Source organism: Collinsella sp. LCP21S3_A3 (assembly GCF_052118905.1).
Lineage (GTDB): Bacteria > Actinomycetota > Coriobacteriia > Coriobacteriales > Coriobacteriaceae > Collinsella.
In genome coordinates, this window is sequence record NZ_JBQKGH010000007.1 from 81060 (window position 1) to 106864 (window position 25805).

General features: G+C 59.1%; 20 protein-coding genes. All 20 read right to left on the reverse strand.

Annotated elements, in window-relative coordinates:
• Positions 1 to 16: 16 nt before the first annotated feature.
• On the reverse strand, positions 17 to 1165 hold the full coding sequence (locus ACTQ0H_RS05400) for an FtsQ-type POTRA domain-containing protein (protein ID WP_441547884.1): 1149 nt from the start codon (positions 1163 to 1165) through the stop codon (positions 17 to 19).
• Between the two features lie 73 nt (positions 1166 to 1238).
• Positions 1239 to 2150, reverse strand: a complete 912-nt coding sequence (murB, locus tag ACTQ0H_RS05405) for a UDP-N-acetylmuramate dehydrogenase (protein WP_154515248.1) — start codon at positions 2148 to 2150, stop codon at positions 1239 to 1241.
• Positions 2151 to 2155: 5 nt separating this feature from the next.
• Positions 2156 to 3574, reverse strand: coding sequence for a UDP-N-acetylmuramate--L-alanine ligase (murC, locus tag ACTQ0H_RS05410; protein WP_441547885.1), 1419 nt, complete (start codon positions 3572 to 3574; stop codon positions 2156 to 2158).
• Between the two features lie 96 nt (positions 3575 to 3670).
• Positions 3671 to 4786, reverse strand: coding sequence for an undecaprenyldiphospho-muramoylpentapeptide beta-N-acetylglucosaminyltransferase (gene murG / locus ACTQ0H_RS05415; protein WP_441547886.1), 1116 nt, complete (start codon positions 4784 to 4786; stop codon positions 3671 to 3673).
• Positions 4776 to 6269, reverse strand: a complete 1494-nt coding sequence (gene ftsW / locus ACTQ0H_RS05420; RefSeq protein WP_441016681.1) for a putative lipid II flippase FtsW — start codon at positions 6267 to 6269, stop codon at positions 4776 to 4778. Before ftsW ends, murG begins: the two co-directional genes overlap by 11 nt.
• Positions 6270 to 6305: 36 nt before the next feature.
• A complete protein-coding gene (gene murD / locus ACTQ0H_RS05425; protein ID WP_441547887.1) occupies positions 6306 to 7712 on the reverse strand; it encodes a UDP-N-acetylmuramoyl-L-alanine--D-glutamate ligase in 1407 nt (468 codons plus the stop codon).
• 9 nt (positions 7713 to 7721) lie between these two features.
• Positions 7722 to 8741, reverse strand: coding sequence for a phospho-N-acetylmuramoyl-pentapeptide-transferase (gene mraY / locus ACTQ0H_RS05430; protein WP_154515238.1), 1020 nt, complete (start codon positions 8739 to 8741; stop codon positions 7722 to 7724).
• Between the two features lie 3 nt (positions 8742 to 8744).
• Positions 8745 to 10169 carry a UDP-N-acetylmuramoyl-tripeptide--D-alanyl-D-alanine ligase gene (locus ACTQ0H_RS05435; protein WP_427719184.1) on the reverse strand — a complete coding sequence of 475 codons (1425 nt, stop codon included), beginning with the start codon at positions 10167 to 10169 and terminating at the stop codon, positions 8745 to 8747.
• A gap of 124 nt (positions 10170 to 10293) precedes the next feature.
• Entirely contained in the window at positions 10294 to 11916 is a 1623-nt protein-coding gene (locus tag ACTQ0H_RS05440; protein WP_441547888.1) for a peptidoglycan D,D-transpeptidase FtsI family protein, read from the reverse strand.
• A 260-nt stretch (positions 11917 to 12176) separates the two neighbouring features.
• Positions 12177 to 12647 carry a hypothetical protein gene (locus tag ACTQ0H_RS05445; protein WP_427719178.1) on the reverse strand — a complete coding sequence of 157 codons (471 nt, stop codon included), beginning with the start codon at positions 12645 to 12647 and terminating at the stop codon, positions 12177 to 12179.
• A gap of 90 nt (positions 12648 to 12737) precedes the next feature.
• Entirely contained in the window at positions 12738 to 13703 is a 966-nt protein-coding gene (gene rsmH, locus ACTQ0H_RS05450; RefSeq protein ID WP_154515233.1) for a 16S rRNA (cytosine(1402)-N(4))-methyltransferase RsmH, read from the reverse strand.
• A 20-nt stretch (positions 13704 to 13723) separates the two neighbouring features.
• A complete protein-coding gene (locus tag ACTQ0H_RS05455) occupies positions 13724 to 14158 on the reverse strand; it encodes a division/cell wall cluster transcriptional repressor MraZ (RefSeq protein WP_035137949.1) in 435 nt (144 codons plus the stop codon).
• Between the two features lie 463 nt (positions 14159 to 14621).
• Positions 14622 to 15524 carry a site-specific tyrosine recombinase XerD gene (xerD, locus tag ACTQ0H_RS05460; RefSeq protein WP_441033218.1) on the reverse strand — a complete coding sequence of 301 codons (903 nt, stop codon included), beginning with the start codon at positions 15522 to 15524 and terminating at the stop codon, positions 14622 to 14624.
• Between the two features lie 41 nt (positions 15525 to 15565).
• A complete protein-coding gene (locus ACTQ0H_RS05465; RefSeq protein WP_154515231.1) occupies positions 15566 to 17227 on the reverse strand; it encodes a CTP synthase in 1662 nt (553 codons plus the stop codon).
• 180 nt (positions 17228 to 17407) lie between these two features.
• Positions 17408 to 17791 carry a hypothetical protein gene (locus ACTQ0H_RS05470; protein ID WP_427727637.1) on the reverse strand — a complete coding sequence of 128 codons (384 nt, stop codon included), beginning with the start codon at positions 17789 to 17791 and terminating at the stop codon, positions 17408 to 17410.
• Positions 17792 to 17984: 193 nt separating this feature from the next.
• A complete protein-coding gene (locus ACTQ0H_RS05475) occupies positions 17985 to 19466 on the reverse strand; it encodes a DUF1846 domain-containing protein (protein ID WP_154515227.1) in 1482 nt (493 codons plus the stop codon).
• A 659-nt stretch (positions 19467 to 20125) separates the two neighbouring features.
• Positions 20126 to 21613: a YfcC family protein gene (locus ACTQ0H_RS05480; protein WP_370450555.1), complete on the reverse strand. Its 1488-nt coding sequence runs from the start codon at positions 21611 to 21613 to the stop codon at positions 20126 to 20128.
• Positions 21614 to 21751: 138 nt separating this feature from the next.
• Positions 21752 to 22747: an ornithine carbamoyltransferase gene (gene argF / locus ACTQ0H_RS05485; RefSeq protein WP_154515223.1), complete on the reverse strand. Its 996-nt coding sequence runs from the start codon at positions 22745 to 22747 to the stop codon at positions 21752 to 21754.
• Between the two features lie 104 nt (positions 22748 to 22851).
• Positions 22852 to 24093, reverse strand: a complete 1242-nt coding sequence (arcA, locus tag ACTQ0H_RS05490) for an arginine deiminase (protein WP_427719159.1) — start codon at positions 24091 to 24093, stop codon at positions 22852 to 22854.
• A 580-nt stretch (positions 24094 to 24673) separates the two neighbouring features.
• Positions 24674 to 25798: an aminotransferase gene (locus ACTQ0H_RS05495; RefSeq protein ID WP_441040929.1), complete on the reverse strand. Its 1125-nt coding sequence runs from the start codon at positions 25796 to 25798 to the stop codon at positions 24674 to 24676.
• Positions 25799 to 25805 lie beyond the last annotated feature (7 nt).

Below are 25805 nucleotides of genomic sequence, written 5' to 3' on the forward strand. Positions count from 1 at the left end.
AAGCCACGCACCGACGCTAAGCGGTCGGTGCGTTTCTAAACGTATAGTTGCCGGGAGACCGAACGTTAATGTAGGTTACGCCCTCTACCTGCGACAGAAGCTTGGTCACGACGCGTTCCTTCTTGGCGATATCATCAGAATCGCCCAGCGAGACCTCAACGCCATTATCAAGATTCGCCGAGATGGCCTCGACCGAAGGTATAGAAATATCCTTGATCTGCGCCAAGAATTCGCCGGAAAAACCACGCACGTAATCCAGGCCCGCTTTAACGGCCTTGGAAGAAACAGCCCGCCCCGAGACCGGCTCGACATCAGCCGAGACATCGGTAAGCAGCACGGCCCCGTAGTGCTTGGCCAGCGCCAACGCAGCATCGATACCGCTCAATGTGTTGGCGCCCTCACCCGAAGTGACGACATTTCCCTGGTCGTCCACCTCCACAGAGGTCGAAAGCGGTGCGATCCAGGTGTCATCGTCGCCGATGGCCCAGGCAAGATCGTCGGAACTTATATAAGCGATCGCGGTGACCTTGCGCTCCGTCGGCGTAATGACGAGCGTGTGGGGAAACTGCCGTTGAACGTCCACGCCCGAAACCCACGGGTTCTGCTTGAGATCTTCGGTAATCTGGTCGGGATTTACGTTGAAGAGCGATGTGTTCTCGGGCAGACTGATCAGCTGCATGGCATCGTGCTTGGTCACATGCTCGCTGCCCTCGATCTGAATATCGGTAGCGGCAAACAGGCCGGAATTGATAACGACGATGGCAACGACGGCAAGCACGGCCACAGCCGCCAAGATTCCGCCCACGATTTTGCCCTTGCCCTTAACGGCAGAGGCGGCCTCGGACGTCTTACTCGCCATGGCGCCAAGCGACGACAGCGGATTGATACCCTTATTGGTCGCAGGTGCCTTAGTGGCGGGCACCGACGTCAACGAGCGCGGCTTGGCAGCGCCCAACGTACGACCGGGATGCGTCGCTTTAGCCCCCAGCGAGGGCTTGGGCGTCACTATGGGGCGAGAGGGCTTGGCACCCATCGCCGACTTAGACGTCACCGAGGGGCGCGGAGCCGGGTGAACCGTCTTTTTTGCGGCAGGGCGTCCACCAAGTTGCGAGCCGACGACCGGACGTTTGGCGGACCGTACGGATCCAGCGGGCTTGAAGGACACAGGGGGCTTGCGGTGAGGCTGGACGGGTGCGCCGGAACGCCCTCCGGCGCGGCGGAAGGTAGGTTTCGATGCTCTAGAAGCCGAGGAATTTGACTTCCGGTCTGAGCTCGATGCCATACGCCTCCCTCACCTTTCCGTGCACATGCCTGATAACCGCGGCCACGTCATCGGCCGAGGCGGTACCGTTATTAACGATAAAATTAGCGTGTACGGGCGAAACTTCCGCACCGCCAACCGAAAAACCCTTTAATCCACAATCCTCAATCAGCTTGCCAACGCTCGCGTCGGGTGGATTGCGAAAGACCGACCCGCAAGAAGCGCGACCCATGGGCTGCGTGCGTTTGCGCCTCGTCAGGTACCGCTCCATACGCTCGCGAATGTCGGCCTTAGGCGCAGGTTTGAGCTTAAGCACGCACTCGAGAATAATCTCGTTACGCGGTAGGCTACACTCACGGTAGCCCCAGGCAATCTCGGACCCCGCATAATGCTTAATGCCGGATGCCGGGTCAAACGTGACCACATCCTCGACAAGCGAACCTATCCACTCGGTACGCGTACCGGCGTTCATAGATACGGCGCCGCCGACCGAGCCGGGGATGCCAACCGCAAACTCAAGGCCCGAAAGCCCGCGCGACAGGGCATCGTTGACCAAACGTGCGAACATAACGCCCGCGCCAACGGTCAGCGTGCAACCGTCCTCGGCAACAACGGTGCGCTGAAACTCACGCCCCAGCGAAATGACGGCGCCGCGATAGCCCGCATCGGCAACGAGCAGATTAGATCCCTTGCCGATAATGACCCACGGCACCTGTTCACGGTCGAGCACTGCCACGGCACGACGAAGGGCATGATAGCTATGGCACGTCACGAAGAGGTCGGCCTTGCCGCCGATACGATAACTCGTATGACGCGCAAGGCGTTCATCCTCGACTACATCCGTGTCGATCATGCCCGAAAGCGCCATGACGGCGTTAAACAGACCCATAGGGGCTAAGCGTCTTTCTTGGCAGTCAGATACTCGATGAACTCAGGGCCAACGGTCGTAACGTCGCCGGCGCCCATAGTAAGCAGCAGATCGCCCTCACCTACCATCTTCTCGAGCTCACGATTGAGCTCGAGACGGCTGGAGCAGTACACGACCTCCTTGCCAGGGTGCTTGGCGCGCACAGTGTCAGCGAGCATCTTAGAGGTTACGCCCGGAATCGGCATCTCGCCGGCAGAGAACACATCGATGAGCAGCAGCTTATCGGCATTGGCGAAGGCATCGGCAAAGTCATCGCACAGCGCCTGCAAACGCGAATAGCGGTGCGGCTGGAACACGACGTCAACATGCTTATAGCCCAGCGACGAGGCGGCGGCAAGCGTCGCCTTGATCTCGGTGGGGTGATGGCCGTAGTCATCGACCACGGTGATGCCGTCAATATCGCCCACATGGGTAAAGCGGCGGCGGACGCCCTCAAAGCTCGAAAGCGCCTCGGCTGCGGCGTCGACGTCGAGACCCAGGACATGGGCAACGGTTAGCACTGCCGTGGCGTTGAGCATGTTGTGGCGACCGGGGTTGCTCTTGATCTCGACAGCATGCTCGGTCCCATCCTCAAAGCGAACGGTAAAGTCGCTCTGAATGCCCTTGACATCCGGATGTACGCAGACGACGTCGTTGGTTTCGGCAAAGCCATAGGAAAGCACGTGGCGACCCGTCGACTTGGCGAGTTCGACCAGATGCGGGTCCTCACCGCAAACGATGACGGTACCGCTCTCTCCAACCAGGCCCATAAACTTGGCAAAGGTGGCCTCGATCTCCTCGATGCCCGAGTAGTGGTCGAGATGGTCGGCCTCGACGTTGGTCACGATGACCACGTTGGGGTCCAGGAACAGGAACGAGCTGTCGGACTCATCGGCCTCGGCGACAAAGTAGTCACCCGAGCCGTTCTTTCCGTTGGTATCGTAACCCTCGACGATACCGCCGATCAAAAAGCTGGGATCCAGACCCATGCGGTCGAGCATGGTGGCACACATCGAGGACGTCGTGGTCTTGCCGTGCGTACCGGCAACAGCGATGGTGGTGTAGCCGTGGCCCAGAGCCGAGAGCATCTTGGCGCGGGGCCACACAGGAATACCGAGCTCGCGAGCACGCACAAGCTCGGGGTTGGACTCGGGAATAGCGGTAGAGACCACGACCACGTCGGGCTTGACCTCATCGATCGTGGCGGCCTCGTGGCCCACGTGAACCTTCACGCCAGCACGGGTAAGCTGACGAATGTAGCGCGAGGTCTTAAGGTCGGAACCGGTAACGGCATAGCCACGCTCGTGCAAAACGAGAGCGATACCGCTCATGCCGGCGCCACCGATGCCGATAAAGTGGGCGCTCTTGAACTCGGGCGCGGAGGTTGCAGTCTGGGAATCAGCCATGTGCTCGTGTACTCCTTGCGTAAACACTGCCTGTAACCCGTTAACTGTACCGCACCTACCGCATCCGCGCGAGCGCAAGCTCGATATCCCGTCTAACTAACGCAAACCCTCTACCGCATCGGCCAAAAGTGCGGCGGCGCGGTCCTGAGCCAACCCGCGCGCCGCCTGACGCATGGCATCGCGCGCTGCAGCGTCATCGACCAGATGCAGCAGCTCCTCGGCAAACGCCGGAGCATCGATCTCGGCATCGGCACAAAGCACGCCGGCACCGGCATCGACCAGATAACGCGCATTGGTCGTCTGGTGGTCGGCCGTGGCATGCGGATACGGCACGAGCACCGAAGGCACGGCGAGGGCGGCAATCTCGGCCACGCTCGAGGCGCCGGAGCGCGAGAGCACCAGGTCAGCTGCAGCTAGCATGTCGCCCATGTTGTCAATGTAGGGCTGGACGCGATAGCGCTTCATCTCATCGGACGTCAGCGCCAAAGCACGCTCGGTGTCCTCAAAGCCGTCGGCACCCGTCGAATGCAAAATGTAGAGATTCTCGCGGGTCAGCAGCTCACTCTTGAGCGAGGCTACGCGCTCGTTGAGATGCTGGGCACCGAGCGAACCGCCAAAGACGAGCAGCAGCACAGCGTCCTCGGGCACGCAAAGTGCCTCGCGGCCGCGGGCGCGATCGCCCTCAATGACCGAGCGGCGCACCGGATTACCGGTCATAAGCAGATGCTCGGGGTCGCCCTCGCGCTCAAAGACAGAGCGCGCAGCCGGCACCGAGATACACACGCGGGCGGCATGGGAACTCATCATCTTATTGGCCAGGCCCGGAACAGAGTTCTGCTCGTGCAGCAGATACGGAACGCCCGCATCCTTGCACCAGCCCAGCAGCGGGACCTCGACGTAGGCACCAAAACCGATGGCAGCATCGGGCTTGCCAACCTTTGAGAAATGGCTGGCGAGCGAGCGCTTGGCCTTATTGACGCGCCACAGCGAGCTCAGCGCGGTCCAAGGACGGGAGCGGTCGAAGCCCGTGACCGTGATAGGTACAAAATCGAACCCGGCCTCGGGAACCAAACGACCCTCGAGCTTGTGCGACTGGCCCACGAACACAACATGATGTCCGCGGTCGCGCAACTCCTCAGCCAAGGCAAGCGCAGGGTTGATATGTCCCGCCGTGCCGCCGGCTGCGATAGCAACGGTCATCTTATCGGTCATGAAAATCCCTTCGTACGCGCGGTCCCTGATCGTCGGTGCGCAGACGCGCCGATGGGTCCGAATTCAAATTGATTCGATTATATCCGCCGCCCGAGCTTCGGGGGTTCGGGCGTTGGGGACGCCCCTGCGGAGCCGTTCGCGGGCGCGGACGAGCCGCCGGCTCGGACGCAGAGCCATCCAAGACGGTAAAACCGTTGCGCGAAGGGCGATCGCCGCGCACATGGGGCACGCCGGCGGTACTCTCGTCCATAACGGCAAAGCTCTCGCGGCGACGGTCGTACTCATCACGACGGGCGCTCTCGTGCGAGACGCGCAAGATCAGCCCCGCAAGCATAAGCGATACGATAATCGACGAACCGCCGTAGCTGATAAACGGCAGCGGCTTACCCGTCATGGGAAACACGTTGAGGATGCCCAGCGCATTGATCAAAAACTGTACCGCGAGAATGACTGCGGAACCCGATGCCATGAGCGCTCCGCGACGGTCCGCAGCCTGTTCGGCAATGCGAAACGCTGAGTAAATCAGCATCGCAAAGACCAAGAAGAGCAGCGCGGTCCCGACAAAACCGACCTCCTCGCCAATAATGGCCAGAATATAGTCGTTGTGTGCCTCGGGCAGATACGAATACTTCATGGTGGAGTTACCGATGCCACGGCCGAACAAGCCGCCCGAAGCAAACGCCATGATGGCAAGCGTTGCCTGATAGCCATCGCCATACTCGTCGGCCCAAGGGTTCAGGGCAACCTGAACACGCACCATGCGGTACGGCTCTGCAACAAGCGCAAACACACTCATCACAATGACGAGAATGATCACGCCGATGATAAACTTGGGGTCTAGGCCCGCAAATAACGCCATACACATGAGGGTCAGTGAGATGATCAAGACGGTGCCATAATCGGGCTGGATAAAGATCAAAAAGAGCGAAATGCCCAAGTAGACGACCATCTTACGAAGGAACTCGTTGATGTTGCCACCGGGCGAAAAGAAACGGTCGAGTATGATGGCCGAATACGCGATGGCAAACGGCTTTAAAAACTCAGAAGGCTGGAACTGAATACCGGCGATGTTGAGCCAGCGCGTGGCGCCACGGCTGCCACTGCCGACAAGAAATACCGCAAACAGCAAGAGAATCATGCCGATAAGGAAGATCCTAAGTACATTTTCCCCAAACCAGCTGTCCGGCAAGACGCGAACGATCGCAACCATGGCAAGCACGCCAACCCCGGCAAAGGTAGCCTGTCGAACCAGGAAAAACGTCGCCGAGCCGTTCTCGTGCAATGCCTCGACCGATGACGCCGAGTACACCATCAGCAGACCAAAGCACACTAAAGTAAACAGGCACGCCATGAATATCAAACGAGGGCGCATGATGCGGGCGGGGACGCCGGCAATATAGCGTTCGCTGAGCGTCTGCCCGCCGCGACCGGAACGCGGCGTACTGCGCTGCGAGGAAGCACGGTCCGAGTCGGGCCTCCTCATACCTTGTCGGGGGCTCTCCTCTCTCACCGGCGGCCCCTATTCCATTTGCGATTTCGCTGCGGCGGCAAGCTGGGCCACGTAGTCCTTAAACACGCGGCCGCGCTCCTCGTAGCCCGAGAACTCATCGAACGAAGAACAGGCGGGAGAAAGCAGGATCACGTCGCCTCGGCTCGACAGCGAACGGGCAACGTCGACGGCGTCGCGCAGGTCGTCAGCCTGAGCGATATCAACGTCACCATCGACATCGGCCTCGTCCATAGCGGCGGTAAAGCGCTCGCGCGCATCGCCAAAGCAGACGACCGATCGCACGTTGTCCATGACAACGCGGGCGAAGGACTCGAGTGGCGTTCCCTTATCGTGACCACCGAGCAGCAAGATCACGTCGTCGTCGGGAAACGCGGTCAGGGCCTTTTCGACCGCATCGGTGTTCGTTGCCTTGGAATCGTTGACGTAGCGCACGCCATCGATCTCGCCACAGGGCTCAACGCGGTGCTCCAGCGGCTGGAATGAGGCCAGGCCGCGACACACACCGTCGACATCGGCACCGACGGCCAGGGCGGCCGTGGCAGCGCACAGGGCATTGATGACATTGTGATGTCCGGAGATTTTGAGCTCAGACGTGGCGATGAGCGGGGTCTCGACGCCCTTCAGGCGAATGACCATCTTGCCATCGCGCACAAATGCGGCGTCCTCGCCCGCAGGCTCGTCAAAGGCGACCTTGCAGATGCGACGACCCGGCGTGTAGACATACTCATCGAATTCATGGATACCGGCATCCTCGACGTCGATAACCACAAGGTCATCATCGACCATATTCTCGAAGAGCTTAATCTTGGCGAGCGCATAGTTCTTATGGCTCTTGTGCCAGCCCAGATGGTCGGGGGTGATGTTGAGCAGCACCGCCACACGGGGGTGGAGCTCGGTCGTCGTTGCGATCTGATAGCTCGAAAGCTCAGCTACAAACCACTCGTTATGCGCGCGGTCGTCGATTTCGTTCACCGGAGGCTCACCGATATTACCGACAGCAACGCTCGCCTCGCCCGCTGCCTTAAGCAGGTAGTCGGTCAGCGACGTGGTGGTTGTCTTGCCGTTGGTGCCCGTAATGGCGATCCAATTTTTGGGAGACAGGCGGTAGGCAAACTCGGGCTCACCCATGATCTGGACAGCGTGATCGCGGCCAGCCTTAAAGAATGCCGAGAACTCCGAGATGCCCGGACACGTCACGCATACATCAAACGCGCCCTCGACCTGCTCGGTTCCGTAGACAAACGATACCCCGCGCGCCTCGAGCGAGCGCGTGGCATCATTGGGCTCGGACGTGCCGCCACCGTACACGGTAACGGTACTCACGCGCTCGGGGTGCGCAAGCGCCCAGCGAGCGACATCTAGACCGGACTTACCCTGGCCCAAGACGAGCAGGCTAAAGGAATCTGCAAGAGGCATGAAAAACCACTATCCCAACTGGAAAAACAGGGCAAGGCCCAGAGCGCCAAAAGCGGCAGCGACAATCCAAAAACGGATGACGACCTTAGTCTCGGCCCATCCCTTCTTCTCGAAATGATGATGAATGGGCGCCATAAGGAAGACGCGCTTATGCGTAAAGTGGAAGTAGACGACCTGAATCATGACCGACAGGGTCTCGACGATAAACAGGCCGCCGATAATGAGCGAGACGACCTCGGTGTTGGTCATAATGGACGTGCAGGCAAAGGCCGCACCCAAGGCAAGAGAGCCGGTATCACCCATAAAGATGCTCGCCGGATAGCAGTTGAACCAAAGGAAGCCCAGGCAAGCACCAGCACATGCGGTACAGAAGATAGACAGGTTTACGTCACCGTGCAAAAACGCCATGGCAGCCATGGCAAGCATGGCAATCATGGAGGTGCCACCGGCAAGGCCGTCCAGGCCATCGGTCAGGTTCACGGCATTAGAAAGACCGGCGATCATCAGCCAGCAAAAGACGATGTAGAGCCACGGAAAGGTAAGGCCACCAATGGTGGTCGAGAAGATGCCGAGGTCAATCGTCAGACCGCCAGGAAAACGAATCTCGGGGGCAACGCCGCACCAGCTGACGGCAAGCACGGTAAACGTGACGCAGATAATGGTGAGACCGATCATCTTGGCGTGGGGCGTCAGGCCGAGCGAACGACCGTGCGTGACAGAGGTCAAATCATCGATAAGGCCCAGAACGCCGGTTGCAAGCGTGGCAAGCAGCACGAGCACAAGCTCGGTGGTGAGCTTGCCCATCAAAAGGCACGTCAGCGAAACGGCTACGAGAATGACAACGCCGCCCATGGTGGGCGTGCCCTGCTTAATCAGGTGGCGTTTGGGTCCATCGGCGCGGACCTGCTGGCCGATACCCTCGACCTTAAGAAGCTTGATCCACCACGGCATGAGCAGCAGCGCAATGGCGGCGGCGATGCCAAGTCCCAAAAAGGCCTGGTATGTAGGATACGCGGGGTTCCCGAACATGGGCTAGCACACACCTTCCACAAAGCGGTCGAGCTCGACAAAGCGAGAGCCCTTGACCAGCACAACGTCATGTTTCTCAAGTGCGCCGGCCATACGGTCGAGCACCTGCTGATAATCGGAGAACACCTGGATGCGGTCCTCGTCCATGCCCATCATGCGCGCGGCTTCGGCCATACGAGCGGCCAGCTCACCGCCCACGCACGCCAGCATATCGAGCTTCTTAGCCGCGGCATAGGCGCCCACCAGCTCATGCATGCGGGGGGCCTCGTCGCCCATTTCGCCCATCTCGCCCAGAATCGCCATTCGAGAGCCAGAACACGAAAGCGAGCACAGCAGGTCAAGGCCAGCAGCCATGGATTCGGCGCTGGCGTTATACGAGTCGTCGATAATGCGGGCACCGCTCTTGGCGTGTTTGATCTCCTGACGATGACCGGTAATCGCGATACCCCTAAAGGCAGCATCGATCTGCTCGGGGGTCACACCCAAACGATAGGCAACTGCGGCGGCTTTAACGGCATTGGGAACGGACTGGACGCCGGGAATGGCGAGCATGGTGTCAACGGACTCACCCATGCCAAAGTCAAGCGTAAAGACCGGGCGGCCCTCGTCATCAATGTGAATGCCGCGGGCGCAAACCTCATCAACATCCGAAACACCCGCCAGCATCACGTCGATACCCGCGGGCTCGGCAAACGTCTCACGAATGAACGGGGTGAAGTCGTCTTCGCCGCCCAAAACCAGCAACGGGAGAAGGTCGTCGGCGGCACACATGCCCCCAACAATCTCGGACTTAGCGCGGGCGATATTCTCGCGACTTCCCAGGATTCCAATATGAGAGGTGCCGATCTTGGTCACGATGGCAAGGTTGGGATTGGCGGACCGAGAAAGGCGCTCGATCTCGTGAAAATGGTTCATACCCATCTCGAGAACCAGCACCTCGGTGTCGGCAGGAGCGGCCAAAACCGTGAGCGGCATACCGATCAGATTGTTGAAATTACCCTTGGTGGCCCAAACGCGATAGCGCTTGGCAAGCACTGCCGCAAGGACATCCTTGGTCGTCGTCTTACCGATAGAGCCGGTAATGCCAACCACGAGGCAGCCAAGCTGCGTGCGATAGGCATGTGCCAGGCGCAGCAAAAATTCCTCGGGATCATCGGTGTGCAGGATGGCGCAGCCCTTACGCTGAGCCAGCGATACAAGCTCGGCATTGGGCTCGCGCGTCATCACAACAGCGCCGGCACCCGATTCGATGGCGCGGGAAGCAAAATCGTTGCCGTCGACTTTTTCACCCGGAAAGGCAACAAAAATCGTGCCTTCCTCAACCTGGCGCGAGTCGATAACGCACCCACGGCATACCCGATCGGCTTCTCCCGTCACGGTCCGGGCCCCTGTTGCGGCCGCGAGGTTGTTGACGGCGATCTCTATCATTGCAGCTCCCCTGTAAACCTAATAATGCTATCGGCGTATTGTATCCCAGCGCCGCGCATGCGTGGTGCAGGGCATGTGAACACCCTCCAGATTAATCGACAGCCCTTTTCAGGATTGTAACCCCCTACTTGGTGCGTGGGATACCCAACACATCGAGCGCGTTAGCCATAATGATCTGGAACGGCACGGCGGCAGCATCCGAACCGCTCGGCGTTCCGTCGAGCGTGATATAGCACAAAACCTTGGGTGCTTGCGCCGGGGCAAACCCCATAAAGGACGACATATAGCTCGCTTTGAGGTAGCCGCCTTTTTCATCGGCGCGCTCGGCCGTACCGGTCTTACCCGCCACGTCGTAACCGTCGACGGCGCCCCCGACACCCGTGCCCTCGGAAACGACCGTCTGCATGCACGATATCACCTGGGCGGCGGCGTCCTCAGAAATCGCCTGCTCGCCCTCGCCCCAGTCCTTCTCCTCGCCTTTGCTGGATTTATAAAAGTGCGGCGTCATCATCACGCCGCCGTTGGCAATGCCGCCCACGGCGCGCGCAATCTCGATCGGCGAGACAGACAGCGCTTGGCCAAAACTCATCGAGCCCAACGTGGCACCGTCATACTGGTCACGCTCCTTGACAATGCCAAGGCTCTCGCCGGGAAAATCGATGCCCGAACTGTGTCCAACGCCCCATTTGTCCACGTACGCGGCAAAATCGTCCGCGCCGATCTTACGCCCGACCAATACAAAGCCAACATTGGATGAGCGGCGCATCATCTCGCGCACATCCATGGTCATGGCGTAGTCACGCTTATCGACATCGGTGACGGTATCGTCGCCGACCTTAATGCTCGCCGGCACCTCAAACGACGTACTCGAGCGCACGACGCCCAAGTCGAAACCCGCACCTGCAACGAGCGTCTTAAAGACCGAACCGGGTTCATACGCATCGGTGACCAAGCGCAAGTTCATATCCTCGGTCTTGGCGTTCTCCAGATTGGTCGGGTCGTAGGTCGGATACGAACAGGCGGCCAGAATCTCGCCGGTAGTAGGGTCTGTCACCAAAGCCGAACCGTTCTTGGCTTTGGTCTTCTCGACCGCCTCCGCCAGAGCGTCCTCTGCTGCACGCTGGATATTGACATCCAGCGTCGTCACGATGTCAACGCCATCGATGGCGGCAACCTTTTTATAGGCGCCACCCGCAATATAGCTATCGTCCCTCGCACGCTCTCGTACCAGCGTGCCGTTTGTTCCGGTCAGCAATTTGTCATATTGCTTTTCAAGTCCCGTTAGGCCCACGTTGTCAACGTTCACCACGCCTAGAACCTGCGAAGCCAGATTGCCGTATGGATACACCCGCTTCATCGCCTGCTCAAAGAGCACGCCGGGCAGATTTTTCTTCTTCAATGCCGCGGCATCGTCCTCGTCTACCTGGCGCTTGATATACACCCAGGTGCCATCGGACTGAACCAGCTTGCGGCAAGTCTTCTTATCGATTCCAGTCGCCTTAACCAAGGCCGATACCGTTTTATCGACATCCTCGATCAGCTGTGGATTCACGGCGACATTGCTGCACTCGACCGACGACGTCAGCACGTTGCCGTTTCGGTCGTAGATCGTGCCGCGTTTGGCGTAAAGCGTCTCCGCAAGCAGGCGTCGAGCATCGGCGCGCCCGCGCAACTCATCGGCATTTACGATCTGGTAGTCGGTAAGGCGGATGGCGTCCGCAGCCAGGCCCAAACCGATACAACCCATGACGACATTACGGCGAGGCAATGGCGTCCCCGTAAGCCATTCGGTCGAAGATCGTCTATTCGATCTGCTATTGCGTACTTGAGGGTCATCCGAGCCGCGAAGGCGCGACGTTGGGTCGTTGCCACGATTCGACCCCAAGTTGTAAGATGACCGACCCGATCCTTGATAACCAGAACGTCCCCGCGAAGAGGGACGTCCCTGCCCGCGACTCCCGTCTGGACCGCGGTGATAATCATTTGTCATACTCAGCTACCGCCTTATTACTGGACAGCCGCAGCCGAGCTAGCGCCCGCGGCTGCATCCTGCGAAAAATCAAGTGTAACGCTCTCACTGGGCTCCACCATGCCATAAGCGCCCGCAAGATCGCGAATGCGCGTATCGGCACCATAAACAGAGTGCATGACCTCAAGGTCAGAGCTCTCATCGGTCGCCTTCTCGAGCGTGTTAGTCAGCTCGGCGTTGCTGTTGAGCACCTGGGCCGTAACGCTTGCAAGCGCCACGCGGGCGACGCCAATCGTCATGAAGATAGCCGCAATGATGCAAAACGTTTTAAGAACGCTCATGAAAACCGGGCTTACCGCCTGGTTTGCCTGACGGCCCGCGCCCGTGTAGACATCAAAGCGCGGTGTGCGCTGCTCACGAGGAGCAGCGGGCGCCTGCGGTGCCTCGCGGTAGGCGGGCATGGCGTTCATATCATAGGCGAGTGCTGCGTTTGAGGTGTTGTAGCCCATGATATGCCGCCTCCCATCCCGAGTACGTTGGTAGTGTGTTTAAGCTTCGTTTATGGTGCGAGCGGGAGGTCCAATATCGCGCGCGTAACGCTACAAGCGCTCCGCCACGCGGATTTTGGCTGATCTCGCCCGAGGGTTGCGCGCAACCTCATCGGGTTGGGCAACCAAGGGTTTGCGGGTGATGACCTTGAGTATCGGCACGTTGCCGCACACGCACACCGGAATCTCCGGCGGACACGTGCACCCCTGGCTCATCTCCTTAAAGTGGTTCTTTACGATACGGTCCTCGAGCGAGTGATACGAGATGACGCAGATGCGTCCGCCCGGGTTGAGCCACCTGGTGGCGGCGTCAAGTCCTCTCTCGAGCACATCGAGTTCATGATTGACCTCGATGCGAATGGCCTGGAAACTTTTCTTGGCCGGGTGTCCGCCATGCCGACGAGCGGCAGCCGGAATGCCAGCCTTGATGATCTCGACAAACTGACCGGTGGTTTCAATCGGTTCGGACTCGCGGCGACGCACGATCTCGCGTGCGATCTGCGAGGCGAACTTCTCTTCGCCATAGACGCGTAGAATCCGGGCGAGGTCGTGTTCGTTATAGGTGTTGATGACCTCAGCTGCGTTTAGGGTGTTGTTACCCGGATCCATCCGCATGTCCAATGGGGCATCTTCGTTATACGAAAAGCCCCTGCCAGGGATATCGAGTTGCGGTGACGAAACGCCCAAGTCGAACAGGAAGCCATCGACCCCGGGCACCTCGGCCGAGCAAAGCAGCTCGTCCAAGTCGCCAAAGTTGCCCTTCAGCAACTGATGCGGGACGCCGGGGACCTCGCGGTCCAGACGGGCACCAGCGGCCTCGAGGGCCATGTCGTCCTGATCGACGCCAAGCAAAAGACCCGTCTCCCCCACCTGCGCGGCCATCTTTACCGAATGACCGGCACCGCCAAGGGTGCAATCGCAGACGACAGATCCGCTCTTTAGCTGCAGCGACTCAAGCACTTCGCCGAGCATGACAGGTTCATGCCGATATTCTTGTGTCAAGATCCCACGCTCCATCCGTTACTCATGCCTTGCCCTTACGAGAAGAAGAGGTCCAGCAGAGCCTCATCGTCATCGTCCTCATCGGCCGTAGCACGGTCCCAAACCTCGAGGTGGTCGTAGTTGCCCACAACCGTGACCTCGCGGTCGAGGTTCGCCTGCTTGCGGAGAGACTCAGAAAGACCGATACGACCGGCGCTGTCCACATCCATCGAGGTGGTGCGCTTGTTGATCGCCCTCATGAGTTTCTGGTCGTTGATGTCACGCGGGTTAAAACCCTCGTGGCCCTCACGACCCGCGAAGAGTCCTTCGACCCACTTATCGAAGGCCTCGGCAGAGAACACGTACAGAGCATCGACATCCAGGGCTTTGAACACGCGAACATGCTCTCCAAGCTCCTCGCGAAGGGGTGCAGGCAGGGACAGACGACCTTTTGCATCGAGATTGCGCTCGTATGCACCTGTCATTCCCATGTGCGCCCTCCCCTCGGTTACTCAGATGGCACGTACGCGGGGAACCACCCCGCCTGTCGACGTCATTAATAATATGGGGAACTGCCCCATTTTTCAACATCTTTCCCCACACCTTCCCCCACAACACCCCACCACTCCACCCTCTATATGCTGTAAAACACCCTCGTTCATATGTTCGAAAACACAATATGTTGTGTTTACAGCAAAGCCGGGATGCCATCTGTAGCAGCCCGGCTTTCAACCTCAACCTTCAAGTTGACCTTGAGGCGAATTTTGTGTCCCTTTACGCGCCGTTCACATCGCCCCCCAAACTTCCCCACCAACGTCACGCGCGACCCACCGGCGCATCGGCGCAAGACAAAAGATGGGGCGGACCCCAGATTGCCGATACGCGCACAAAACCGCGTCACGACAACCCGGGGTCCGTCCCCCATTAGTTGTAAATATGCAGGTCAAAGAGTCGCTAGCGATGCGCCAACGGATGAGCCGCCAGGTAGACCTCGGTCAGCTGCGTACGGTCGACATGCGTGTAGACCTGTGTGGTCGAAATGTCGGCATGTCCCAAAATCTCCTGTAGCACGCGCAGGTCGGCACCGCCCGCAAGCATATGGGTCGCAAAGGAGTGACGCAAGGTATGAGGATGAAGTCCCACCAGTCCCACCTGACGCCCGTATCGCTCGCATATGACGTGAACACTCTGACGCGACAGGCGACCACCGTTCTTATTTAAAAAGACTGCCGGCGTCTTTGACCCGCGGGCATGAGCGGCCAGGCGCCGACGCCCATCAGCAATATATTGAGCCATAGCCCGTGCGGCACTTCCCACGAGTGGGGCAAGCCGCTCCTTCGAGCCCTTGCCGCGCACCAGCACAAAGCCGTCGTCAAAATGAACGTCGCCCACATCGAGCCCCACCAACTCGCTCACGCGCAGGCCACATCCATAGAGCACTTCCAAAATGGCATGGTCCCGCAAACCCATCTCCCCTTCCGGGAAATCTTGGTCGAGGAGCGCCGAGACATCCCCTACCGAGAGACACTCCGGAAGGCGCTCCGCCTTTTTGGGCAGGCGCAGTGCAGCCGTCGGGTTTTGGGCGACGATTCCATCGCGAACCAAAAAGGCATGCAAACCTTTCACGGCCGCAACTGCACGCTCCACCGAGGCATCGGAGTAGCCCCCGTCGCGCCGATCACCGACAAAACCCTCTATTATCTGACGGTTCACGCCCTCAAAGGACTCAACACCGGCCCGCTCCAGGTAGGAACAGTAAGTCGTCAAGTCACGACGATATGCCGCGATCGTATTGCGCGCCAAGCCTCGCTCGACCGCAAGGTAATCAAGATACTCCCCCGTCACCGTATCGAGCAACGAGGGAGTATCTTCGGTATGTCTTTCGTTCGCTGGCACCCTTAGTCCGTCGCGAGGTTCATGGGCGTCACCTGCAGGCGATCGACACCCTCGTGCTGGCCAATCGAGGCGCGCACGAACTCGCGGAACAGAGGCTGAGGCTTGGTCGGACGGCTCTTAAACTCGGGGTGGGCCTGGGTGGCCACATACCACGGATGCACGTCACGCGGCAGCTCGACCATCTCGACCAGACGCTCGTCAGGCGAAAGACCCGAGATAACCAAACCCGCGTCCTCGAGCTGGTCGCGGAAGGCATTGTTGAACTCAAAGCGATGACGGTGGCGCTCATAGACAAGCTCCTCGCCATAGGCCTCGCGCGCAAGGGTATCGGCAGCGAGCTTGCACGGATAGGCGCCCAGGCGCATGGTGCCGCCCTTCTCGGTCACGTCCTCCTGCGAGCTCATCAGGTCAATTACGCTAAACGGACCGTCCGGATCGAACTCGGAGGAGCTAGCGCCGGCAAGGCCGACCACGTTGCGGGCAAACTCGCACACGGCGACCTGCATGCCCAGACAAATGCCCAGATACGGGATCTTATGCTCGCGAGCAAACTCGGCAGCAAGAATCTTGCCCTCCAGGGCACGCTTGCCAAAGCCGCCGGGCACCAAAATGCCCGATGCGTCGCCCAGCACCTCGGAGACGTTCTGCTCGTCGAGGCTCTCGCCGTCGACCAGCTGCACGTCCACATGACGATCATAGAAAACGCCTGCATGATGCAGGGCCTCGATAACCGACAGGTAGGCATCGGGGAGCTGGGTATACTTGCCCACAACGGCGATCTTGACCTTGTCGGCATGGTGGTTGGCATGATTCTGTTTGCGCAGGAACTCGTTCCACTCGCTCATGTCGCGCTCGCGCGGGTCCAAGCCCAGGCGCTCGCAAATGCGCAGGTCAAAGTCCTGCTCGGCGAGCAGCTGCGGCACGTCGTAAATACTCGCGCAATCTTCGTTGGTAAAGACGCAGTCGGTATCGACGTCGCAGAAGCTTGCGATCTTGCCACGGATGGCATCGTCGATATGGTGATCAGAACGCAGCACAATGATGTCGGGCTGAATGCCAAAGCTGCGAAGCTCCTTGACCGAATGCTGCGTGGGCTTGGTCTTGACCTCGTGCGCGGCGGCGATATAGGGGACGAGCGACACGTGGATGTAGCAGACGTTCTCGGGACCGGCCTCTTTACGGTACTGGCGGATGGCCTCCACGAACGGCTGCGACTCGATATCGCCAATCGTGCCGCCCAGCTCGGTGATGACCACGTCGGAACCGGTCTGCTCCTCGATGCGGCGGAACTTATCCTTAATGGCGTTGGTGACGTGCGGAATCACCTGAACGGTGCCGCCTAAAAAGTCACCGCGACGCTCGCGGGCAATCAGGCTCTTGTAGATAGCGCCGGTCGTAAAGTTGGAATCACGGGTAAGATTCTCGTCAATAAAGCGCTCATAATGGCCCAGGTCCAGGTCGGACTCGTAGCCATCCTCGGTCACGAAGACCTCACCATGCTGAAACGGGCTCATGGTGCCGGGGTCGACGTTCAGATACGGGTCGGCCTTCTGCATCGTCACCTTGTAGCCGCGTGACTTGAGCAGACGGCCCAACGAGGCCGCGGTGATGCCCTTACCCAAGGACGAAACTACGCCGCCGGTTACAAACACATGCTTGGTCATATTGAATTACCTGCGCTTCCCGTAGAAGTTTTCCATTCACATCTTACGGGTCTTCATTGTAATACTCGAAAAGCAAGCCGCTCGCTATTTTTCACCCGCATGCCCGCATTTCTCCATCTCGAAACAAAACACCGCCCAAGTAGCTTTGGGCGGTGCAGGCTCGTCGAAACTGCCGTGTTGTTACCGATCGGCAGTCTCATCCTTCAACATATCTTGAACAAGCATGCCGGCACGAACACCCTTAAGGTACCACTCGCCTCGCTCGGTCAGGCATATGCCGTTTGCAAGCTGGCCGCCATCATCGTTATAACGAGAAACGACCTCGATAAGGCCATCAGAATCCAAACGGTCGATTGCAGCGCGGGCACGATACGGCGAAACCCCTACGCACTCGGAGAGTGTCTTGCGCGAGAAACCGTACGGCACACCGTTTCCCTTAGATTGCCGAGCGATCTCCATCAGCACCAGCACCTCGACACGCTTCATATCGTTGACACTCGCACGACCCTTGCCCGCCATGGCAGCCTCCTCAAACCGAGCACGAGCATCAAAAGCACCGCGCATGACCGGCGCATCCCTCGATGGCCGGCAACATCCATCATGGGTAGCCCCGCAAAGGATGTATCCACTGAGGTAATTGTATACCGCGCAAATCGCTTTTGGGCAGGTAAACGGCCTAAATTTCGGCAAATATAGCCCTAAAACCCCCTAAGCGCCGCATCGGGTGCGCACTCCGATGCGGCGTCTCATCTCAATCTTAGCGATGGAAGAAACCGCGGCGCTCAAACTTGGGCTCACAGCACACGTTAATGCCCAGCTTGCGCAGCACCGTCTCGTCCGTAGGCGAGATAATCACGCTAAAGAAGGCGTCGCAGCCGCGCAGCTGCTCAAGACCCGAAAGAACACGAGTAGCCGTCTCGCTCGTGGCCGAGGTGATAGAGAGCGCCATGAGCGTCTCGTCGGTGTGGAGACGCGGGTTTTTGCTGCCAAGGAAATGCGTCTTGAGCTTGCTGATAGGCTCAATCGCCTCATCGCTGATGACCTCGAGCTCAAGATCGACGCCTGAAACATGCTTAAGCGCGTTCATGATGAGCGAGCTCGCGGCACCCAGACGCGTTGAGGTCTTTCCGGTCACTACCGAACCGTCCGGCATCACCATGGCACCCACGGGACCGCCCGTCAGTTGCTCCCTGGTGAGAGCAGCCGAGCGTGCCGGCGAATAGTTCTTGTCGATGCCGGCTTTTTTCATAATGAGTTTGAGACGGTCGACCTGCTCATCGCCCACGCCAGTACGGCGCACGCTTTCAACCGCGGCAAAATAGCGACGCACGATCTCCATCTTGGAGGCATCTCGGCATGCATCGTCATCGGTAATGGCAAAACCGACCATATTGACGCCCATGTCCGTGGGGCTCTGATAGGGGCTCTCGCCCAAGATCTTTTCCATGAGGGCGCGAACAACCGGGAACGCCTCAACGTCTCGGTTGTAGTTGACCGTGGTCTTGTTGTATGCCTCAAGGTGGAACGAGTCGATGATGTTGGCGTCATCGAGGTCTGCCGTGGCAGCCTCATAGGCAATGTTCACCGGATGCGTGAGGGGGAGATTCCAGACCGGGAAGGTCTCAAACTTGGCATAGCCGGCAGCGGTGCCATGCTTGTGCTCGTGATACAGCTGCGACAGGCAGGTGGCGAGCTTACCCGAGCCAGGGCCGGGCGCCGTCACGACAACGAGCGGACGCGTGGTCTCGACAAACTCGTTCTTGCCGTAGCCTTCATCAGAAACGATCAGGTCGACATCGTGCGGATAGCCCTCGATGGGATAGTGCAGCTTGGCGGGAATGCCGAGCGCGTTTAGACGATTGCGGAAGACGTCGGCAGCGGGCTGACCGGCATACTGCGTGATGACCACGGCGGCAACGGCAAATCCGTTCCCGCGGAACAGATCGACCAGACGCAGGACGTCCTCGTCATAGGTAATGCCCAAGTCGCCACGGGCCTTGTTCTTCTCGATATGGTTCGCATTGATTGCGATGATGACCTCGACGTCGTCGGCAATGCTCTTGAGCATGCGGAACTTGCTGTCCGGTTCAAAACCCGGCAGCACGCGGCTCGCATGATAGTCATCGAACAGCTTGCCGCCAAACTCCAAATACAGCTTGCCGCCAAACTGCGAGATGCGCTCCTTAATGTGAGCAGCCTGCAGCTCGATATACTTCGCGTTGTCGAAACCCTGGCGCATGTATGGCTCCCGTCCCGTTTCCATTTAATGTCCTAGGCGATTATAGCGGAGCAGACCCTCCCCCACCGACGAGGCCGGGGCAGCTAATTTGGGACGGGGCTTTTTTGACTACCCTTTATGTGGGGGTAGTCAAAAAAGCCCCGTCCCCGCCAACCGAGATTCAGCGATAAGTCTCGTGGGCTCGGAGATGTGTATAAGAGACAGATGTGGGGGTAGTCAAAAAAGCCCCGTCCCAAATTAGCTGCCCCAAACGCACTTCCCCTGCACCAACAATGGCAACATCGCAGGTTGAGCATAAGTCAGACACGGGCGCCAGAGCGAGCAAGCTGCTCCCTGCACCAGCAAGGGAAACGTCGCAGGTTGAGCATAAGTCAGCGAGCGCCGTCCAGAACGTACAAGTTGGCATGAAAAAGGCAAGGCATAGACCTTTTGGTCATGCCTTGCCTTTTGAATGACAAATTGTCGTTCTGGGCGGCGCGCAGCGTCAACTGGCTGCGCGGTTCGTAGAACCGCGCAACATAAGAGCGCCCCCTCCCGCGCACGGAACGGGAGGGGGCTAAAGGTAGGAGTCTACCGGTGGGTTGACCCCACCGGACAGACGATGACCAAGTGATCCTCTACAGGATCGTCAAGGTTTCCGTGGGGCACCCATTGGGTACTTAGATCAACACGCAGGCGACGGTCAGGATGATGGCGCAGACGACGGAGAGAACGACGATGAGCTTAAGGGCAAACTTGAGCCAGGTCGTCCACTCGATCTTGGCCAGGGCGAGACCGCCCATGATGGCACCGGAGGTCGGGGTGAACAGGTTCACGACACCGATGGCGGCGGAGAAGATCATGACCATGACCTCGGGCGAGAAGCCGAGCTTAACAGCCAGCGGTCCCATGATGGGCATGGAGACGGTAGCCATACCAGAGGTCGAGGGGATCAGGAAGGACAGGCCGAAGTAGACCAGGAAGCTCATGGGAGCGAAGATCACGCCGGACAGACCAGCCAGGGCACTGGCGGCAGCGTCGAGGACGTAGACGTCGAGACCGGTGTTGGCCATGAGGACGGAGATGCCACGGGCGAGGGCGATGACGAGAACAACGGACATCATGTCGGCAGCGCCGGTGATGAAGGTGTTAACGATCTGCTTCTCGGACAGGCCACCGATGATACCGATCAGGATAGCCATGAGGAAGAACCAGGTGGAAGCCTCGTCGAAGTACCACTGGCCAATGGGCAGGCCGGTGATCAGGGCAGACCAGCCCTGGACGACGGTGTTACCGTCGGCATCGTAGACAGCGCCAGCGTCAAAGAAGTTGGCAACGCCCTCGTTGAGGTCGGCCAGCGGAATGAAGCCGACGATCATGACGACGAAGGTGAAGGCAAAGGCGATCAGAACACCCTTCTGACGACCGGTGAGCTTGACCTCCTTGTTAACCTCGGAAGCAGCCTTGCCGTGAGCCTCTTCGGCGTCCTTGAGCTCCTGCATCGACAGGATGGTGGAACCCTTGTCAGCCTTGACCTTCTTGGCATAGCCCATGACGAAGAAGATGGAAATGGCCGTGGTAACAATCCACAGGACGGCACCGAGGCCGATGATGATGGACTGGTTGACCTCAATGCCAACGCCGGTCAGAGCGTCGACGGCAGCGCCGACGGCGAACGGGTTAACCGTGGAACCGAGGCAGCCGCAGCCAGCGCCGAGCAGGACGGTAGCAGCGCCGACCATGGGGTCGAAGCCGGCAGCCATCATAGTAGCGGCGAGCAGGGCGTAGAAGGGAACGGTCTCCTCGCACATACCATAGGTGGTACCACCGAGGGAGAAGATGAGCATAAGGACAGGAACGAGCATGATCTCGTTGCCCTTAAGCTTCTGCACCAGAACGGCAATGCCGTTGTCCAGGGCGCCGGTCTCGGTCATCATACCGAGGAAGCCGCCCAAGATCATAACGAAGAGGCAGACGGGCAGAGCGTCAGCGAAGCCCAGAATCGGGGCGGTGCAGAAATCGCTCAGGCGGGCTGCAGTAACAGCGCCGCCGGACGTGCCGGAGACGATAACGGTAATCACTGCAACAATTGCCAGCAGAGCTAGAAGAATGGTGAACGATGAAGGCATACCGCGCTTTTTCTTTGCGGTCTCAGTCATGGTTCTCATCCCCCCTTCATAAATCATTTAACTTTCTCGCGCGAAGCGGATCTTCCGTGCCGTGCCCACCGCCCGACGCAAGATATTTACCAGACAAACCGCTCGGGGTGTGCAGCAATACACCCCGAGCGAAATGCTTAAAGGCTCTTACTTGAGCGTTGCGTACATGACAGCCTTGATGGTGTGCATGCGGTTCTCGGCCTCGTCGAAAACCTTGGAAGCGGGGCTCTCGAAGACCTCGTCGGTGACCTCCTGCTCGGTAATGCCGAACTGCTCGCACTTCTCGGCGCCAATCGTGGTGTTGGTGTCGTGGAAGCTGGGCAGGCAGTGCAGGAAGATGGCACCCGGGTTGGCCATAGCCATGACCTCGGAGGTGACACGATACGGAGTGAGCTGAGCGATGCGCTCGGCCCAGACCTCGTCAGGCTCGCCCATGGAGACCCACACGTCGGTGTAGATAACGTCGGCACCGGTGACGCCGTCCTTGACGTCGGTGGTCAGCTTGATGGTGCAGTCGTTAGCCTCGGCGATGGGCTTGCAGGCCTCGATGACGTCGTCAGCGGGCATGCACTCCTCGGGGCCACAGGCCACGAAATTCATGCCGAGCTTGGAGCAGACAACCATGAGGGAGCGAGCAACGTTGTTCTTGCAGTCGCCCATGAAGACGAGGGTCTTGCCCTTGATGTCGTAGTTGAAGTTCTCCTGGACGGTCAGGATGTCGGCGAGCATCTGGGTGGGATGCCACTCAGTGGTCAGGCCGTTCCACACGGGCACGCCGGACTTAGCGGCGAGCTCCTCGACGTCGTCCTGGGCAAAACCACGGAACTCGATGCCGTCATACATGCGGCCGAGAACGCGGGCGGTGTCCTCGATGGACTCCTTCTTGCCCATCTGCGACGAACCCGGATCGAGGTAGGTGACGCCCATGCCCAGATCCATGCCGCCGACCTCGAAGGCGCAGCGGGTGCGAGTGGAGGTCTTCTGGAAGAGCAGAACGATGTTCTTGCCCTCGAGATAGCGGTGCGGAACGCCAGCGCGCTTCATGTCCTTGAAGTTCTTGGAGAGCTTGAGCAGGTACTCGATCTCCTCGGTGGTGAGGTCGAGGAGCTTGAGGAAGCTACGGCCGGAGAGGTTAACACCCATGGTTCGTTTCCTTTCGAAAAATGAATTACGCAAGTATTAGTGTTGCCCGTTTGACAGGCAAAACCGGTGCGGTTGTAGGGGGACCGCACCGGAAACGGAAAGACTTAGAGGTCCTCGCGCCAGAAGGGCATGCTCATGCAGCGCGGGCCGCCACGGCCGCGGGAGAGCTCGGCGGAGGGCACGACGAGAAGGTCCAGGCCCTCCTTGTACAGCACGTCGTTGGTGACGGTGTTGCGGGCGTAGACGCAGATCTTGCCGGGCTCGACGCACAGGGTGTTGGAGCCGTCGTTCCACTGCTCGCGGGAGGCCGCGATCGGGTCGCCGCCGCCGCAGGGGATCAGCTTGACCTGGTCGACGCCGGTGGCGTCCTCCAGGACGTGCTCGAGGGTGTCCTCGATCAGGCGGATGTTCACGTCGCCCGGGTTCTTGCCGGCGGTCAGCTCGTAGACGCGCAGGGTGCCCATGATGGCGGGGTGGATCGTGAACTTATCGACGTCGATCTGGGTGAAGACCGTGTCGAGGTGCATGAAGGCGCGCGAGACCGGGATGTCGAAGGCCAGGATGCGCTCGACCTTGGAGTCGGAGTTCCAGAAGATGTTCTGGGCCATGACGTCGATAGCGGCGGCCTGGGTGCGCTGGGAGATGCCGACGGCGAGGGTCTTCTCGTTGATGTTCAGCACGTCGCCGCCCTCGGTGTGGAACTGGCAGTCGCGGCGGAAGTACAGGGAGACGTCCTTGTAGTCGGGGTGGTACTTGAAGACGTACTTGCCGTACAGGGTCTCGCGGTTGCGGGTGACCGAGTACATGCGGTTGAGGTTGACGCCCTCGCCGACGACCGCGAACGGGTCGCGGGTGAAGTAGAGGTTGGGCATCGGGTCGATGATCAGGTCGGACTCGGACTCGGAGTTGACCAGGGAGTCGAGGGTCGTGGAGGCCGTGAGGGGCATCTCGATCTCGGCCTTGGTCATGCCGGCCATGGTCTTCTTGACGAACTCGAGGTTGTCCTCGATGGAGTCCAGCTTCTCGCGGACGATCTGCGGCATGTGCTTCCCGCGGATGCCGGCCTCGGCGATGTACTGGTCGGTGAACTCGGCGCGGGCGCCGGGGACCTGGTCGAACACCTCGGCGACGAGGTTCTCGAGGTAGAGCACCTCGACGCCCTGGTCCCTCAGGATCTGGGCGAAGGTGTCGTGCTCCTGCTGCGCGACCTCCAGGAACGGGACGTCGTCGAACAGGAGCCGCTCGAGCTCGTCGGGCGGCAGGTTGAGGAGCTCGTCGCCGGGACGGTGCAGGCAGACCTTCCTGAGCTTGCCGATCTCGGAAGGCACGTGCAGACCTTTCGTCATGGCCTCCTACCTTTCTTTCGGGCCCTTGTCAGGGCCGATTCGTTAGCGCCCCTCCGTGTGAGGCGTTATTGCTGACGACATATTTATATCCAAAATCAACCCATACTTCCACCTTGCCCCCGAACGGTTTTTTATAGGGGGTGAACGGCATACACATATACTTCACGCATGGCACACTTCATCTTAATAAAGTTTATTTACGTGCTTAAACGCGTTTTCAATCCAAAAATCAAATGGAACTAAACTTTGTTAAACCACCCTCATATTGCATATTTCGTGCAACGATATGAATAGAATTCGCTATTCTTGCTGTCTCTCAACCATTTTAATTTTTATTCATAAAAAAGTTTGTCCTATTCATTTTTAGCAAACAGATTACCGTTTACCAGACGTTGGATACCGTTCACCGGAAACTTAGTATAAGGCCCGTCGAATACCCGATCGATTTTGCGTCCCCATTTGTAACAACTTGACTTTTCCGGCGGCAAAGACATGCAGACCCGCTCCCCAAAAGGGAGCGGGTCTGCATTCGGTACACCTAGGGCCAAGTAAGGTTTAGTCCTTCGAGGGCCTCAAGGGATTAGCGATCGAACTCGGCCAGAGCCTCGCCCAGAAGCCTCAGGCCCTCGCGAAGAACATTTTCGCTCGCGCAGTAGCCCAGGCGTGCGCCGCAGGGAAGCTCAAAACGGCTGCCGGGCACCAGCAGCACTCCCCTCTCGGACAACAGGCGCTTGCAGAACTCCTCGTCGTCCTCGGGAATATCAAGCTGGATAAACGAGGTAGACACGCCCTGCGGGGCCGTCCAGGAAACGCGATGTTGCGTATCGATCCAAGCCTGCGCGATATCGCGATTGCCAGACACAATCTTGCGGTTGCGCTCGAGAATCTTGTCCTTGTGCTCAAGCACATAGGTCGCCAGGGCATCGTTGAACACGCCGCCGCAGATCATGGTGTAATCGCGATAGGTACGGATGCGATTGGACACCTCTTCGTCGGCCACGACCCAACCCACGCGGGCTGCAGGCGTCGAATAGGTCTTAGACACCGAGTTGGTGACAATGGCCTTCTCATACACGTCGACCATCGACATAAAGGACTCGGTGTTCTCGAGCGGCAGATACACCTCGTCACACAGCACGTAGGCGCCCACCGAACGGGCGATCTCGGCAATCTGACCGAGCGTATCGGCATCAAGCACCGTACCGATGGGGTTCGATGCGTTATTGATGCAGATGAGTTTCGTGTTGGGGCGAACCAGGCGCTTGAGTTCCTCGATATCGGGCTTCCAGCCGAGCTCCTCGCGAAGCTCCCAATACTCGACCTCGGCGCCCAGTGTACGCGGGATCTCGTAGAGCGGCGCATAGGTAGGCCACTCGGCAATCACGTGGTCGCCGGGCTCGACCACGGCCATGATGGCGTTGAGGTTGGCACCCGTGCAGCCATTGGTCTGAAGAATGTGATCGGGATTGACCTCGCGACGATAGAGCTTGGCGACCTCGGCCTTAAAGTCGGGCGAGCCCTCGATCCAGCCGTAGTTCATCTTCTCGCGGTCCAGGCGCTCGTAGAAGGTAGCGCCGTCCTGCTCGTCGAGCGCGCGCAACTCGCCCATGGTAAGCGACGAGATCGTCGACTGGGCGATATCCCACGTAGCGCTCTTCTCCCAAACGTTGAGCCATTCCTCAACGCCGATTGTCTTGATATCCATGGCTAGG

What these genes read in the sequence shown, in the direction of transcription:
- murB (WP_154515248.1), bottom strand. Translation starts at nt 2,150, where the DNA reads ATGGGTCTGTTTAACGCCGTCATGGCGCTTTCGGGCATGATCGACACG.
- murC (WP_441547885.1), bottom strand. Translation starts at nt 3,574, where the DNA reads ATGGCTGATTCCCAGACTGCAACCTCCGCGCCCGAGTTCAAGAGCGCC.
- murG (WP_441547886.1), bottom strand. Translation starts at nt 4,786, where the DNA reads ATGACCGATAAGATGACCGTTGCTATCGCAGCCGGCGGCACGGCGGGA.
- ftsW (WP_441016681.1), bottom strand. Translation starts at nt 6,269, where the DNA reads ATGAGGAGGCCCGACTCGGACCGTGCTTCCTCGCAGCGCAGTACGCCG.
- murD (WP_441547887.1), bottom strand. Translation starts at nt 7,712, where the DNA reads ATGCCTCTTGCAGATTCCTTTAGCCTGCTCGTCTTGGGCCAGGGTAAG.
- mraY (WP_154515238.1), bottom strand. Translation starts at nt 8,741, where the DNA reads ATGTTCGGGAACCCCGCGTATCCTACATACCAGGCCTTTTTGGGACTT.
- ACTQ0H_RS05435 (WP_427719184.1), bottom strand. Translation starts at nt 10,169, where the DNA reads ATGATAGAGATCGCCGTCAACAACCTCGCGGCCGCAACAGGGGCCCGG.
- ACTQ0H_RS05440 (WP_441547888.1), bottom strand. Translation starts at nt 11,916, where the DNA reads ATGGGTTGTATCGGTTTGGGCCTGGCTGCGGACGCCATCCGCCTTACC.
- ACTQ0H_RS05445 (WP_427719178.1), bottom strand. Translation starts at nt 12,647, where the DNA reads ATGGGCTACAACACCTCAAACGCAGCACTCGCCTATGATATGAACGCC.
- rsmH (WP_154515233.1), bottom strand. Translation starts at nt 13,703, where the DNA reads ATGGAGCGTGGGATCTTGACACAAGAATATCGGCATGAACCTGTCATG.
- ACTQ0H_RS05455 (WP_035137949.1), bottom strand. Translation starts at nt 14,158, where the DNA reads ATGGGAATGACAGGTGCATACGAGCGCAATCTCGATGCAAAAGGTCGT.
- ACTQ0H_RS05465 (WP_154515231.1), bottom strand. Translation starts at nt 17,227, where the DNA reads ATGACCAAGCATGTGTTTGTAACCGGCGGCGTAGTTTCGTCCTTGGGT.
- ACTQ0H_RS05470 (WP_427727637.1), bottom strand. Translation starts at nt 17,791, where the DNA reads ATGCGCGGTGCTTTTGATGCTCGTGCTCGGTTTGAGGAGGCTGCCATG.
- ACTQ0H_RS05475 (WP_154515227.1), bottom strand. Translation starts at nt 19,466, where the DNA reads ATGCGCCAGGGTTTCGACAACGCGAAGTATATCGAGCTGCAGGCTGCT.
- ACTQ0H_RS05480 (WP_370450555.1), bottom strand. Translation starts at nt 21,613, where the DNA reads ATGAGAACCATGACTGAGACCGCAAAGAAAAAGCGCGGTATGCCTTCA.
- argF (WP_154515223.1), bottom strand. Translation starts at nt 22,747, where the DNA reads ATGGGTGTTAACCTCTCCGGCCGTAGCTTCCTCAAGCTCCTCGACCTC.
- arcA (WP_427719159.1), bottom strand. Translation starts at nt 24,093, where the DNA reads ATGACGAAAGGTCTGCACGTGCCTTCCGAGATCGGCAAGCTCAGGAAG.
- ACTQ0H_RS05495 (WP_441040929.1), bottom strand. Translation starts at nt 25,798, where the DNA reads ATGGATATCAAGACAATCGGCGTTGAGGAATGGCTCAACGTTTGGGAG.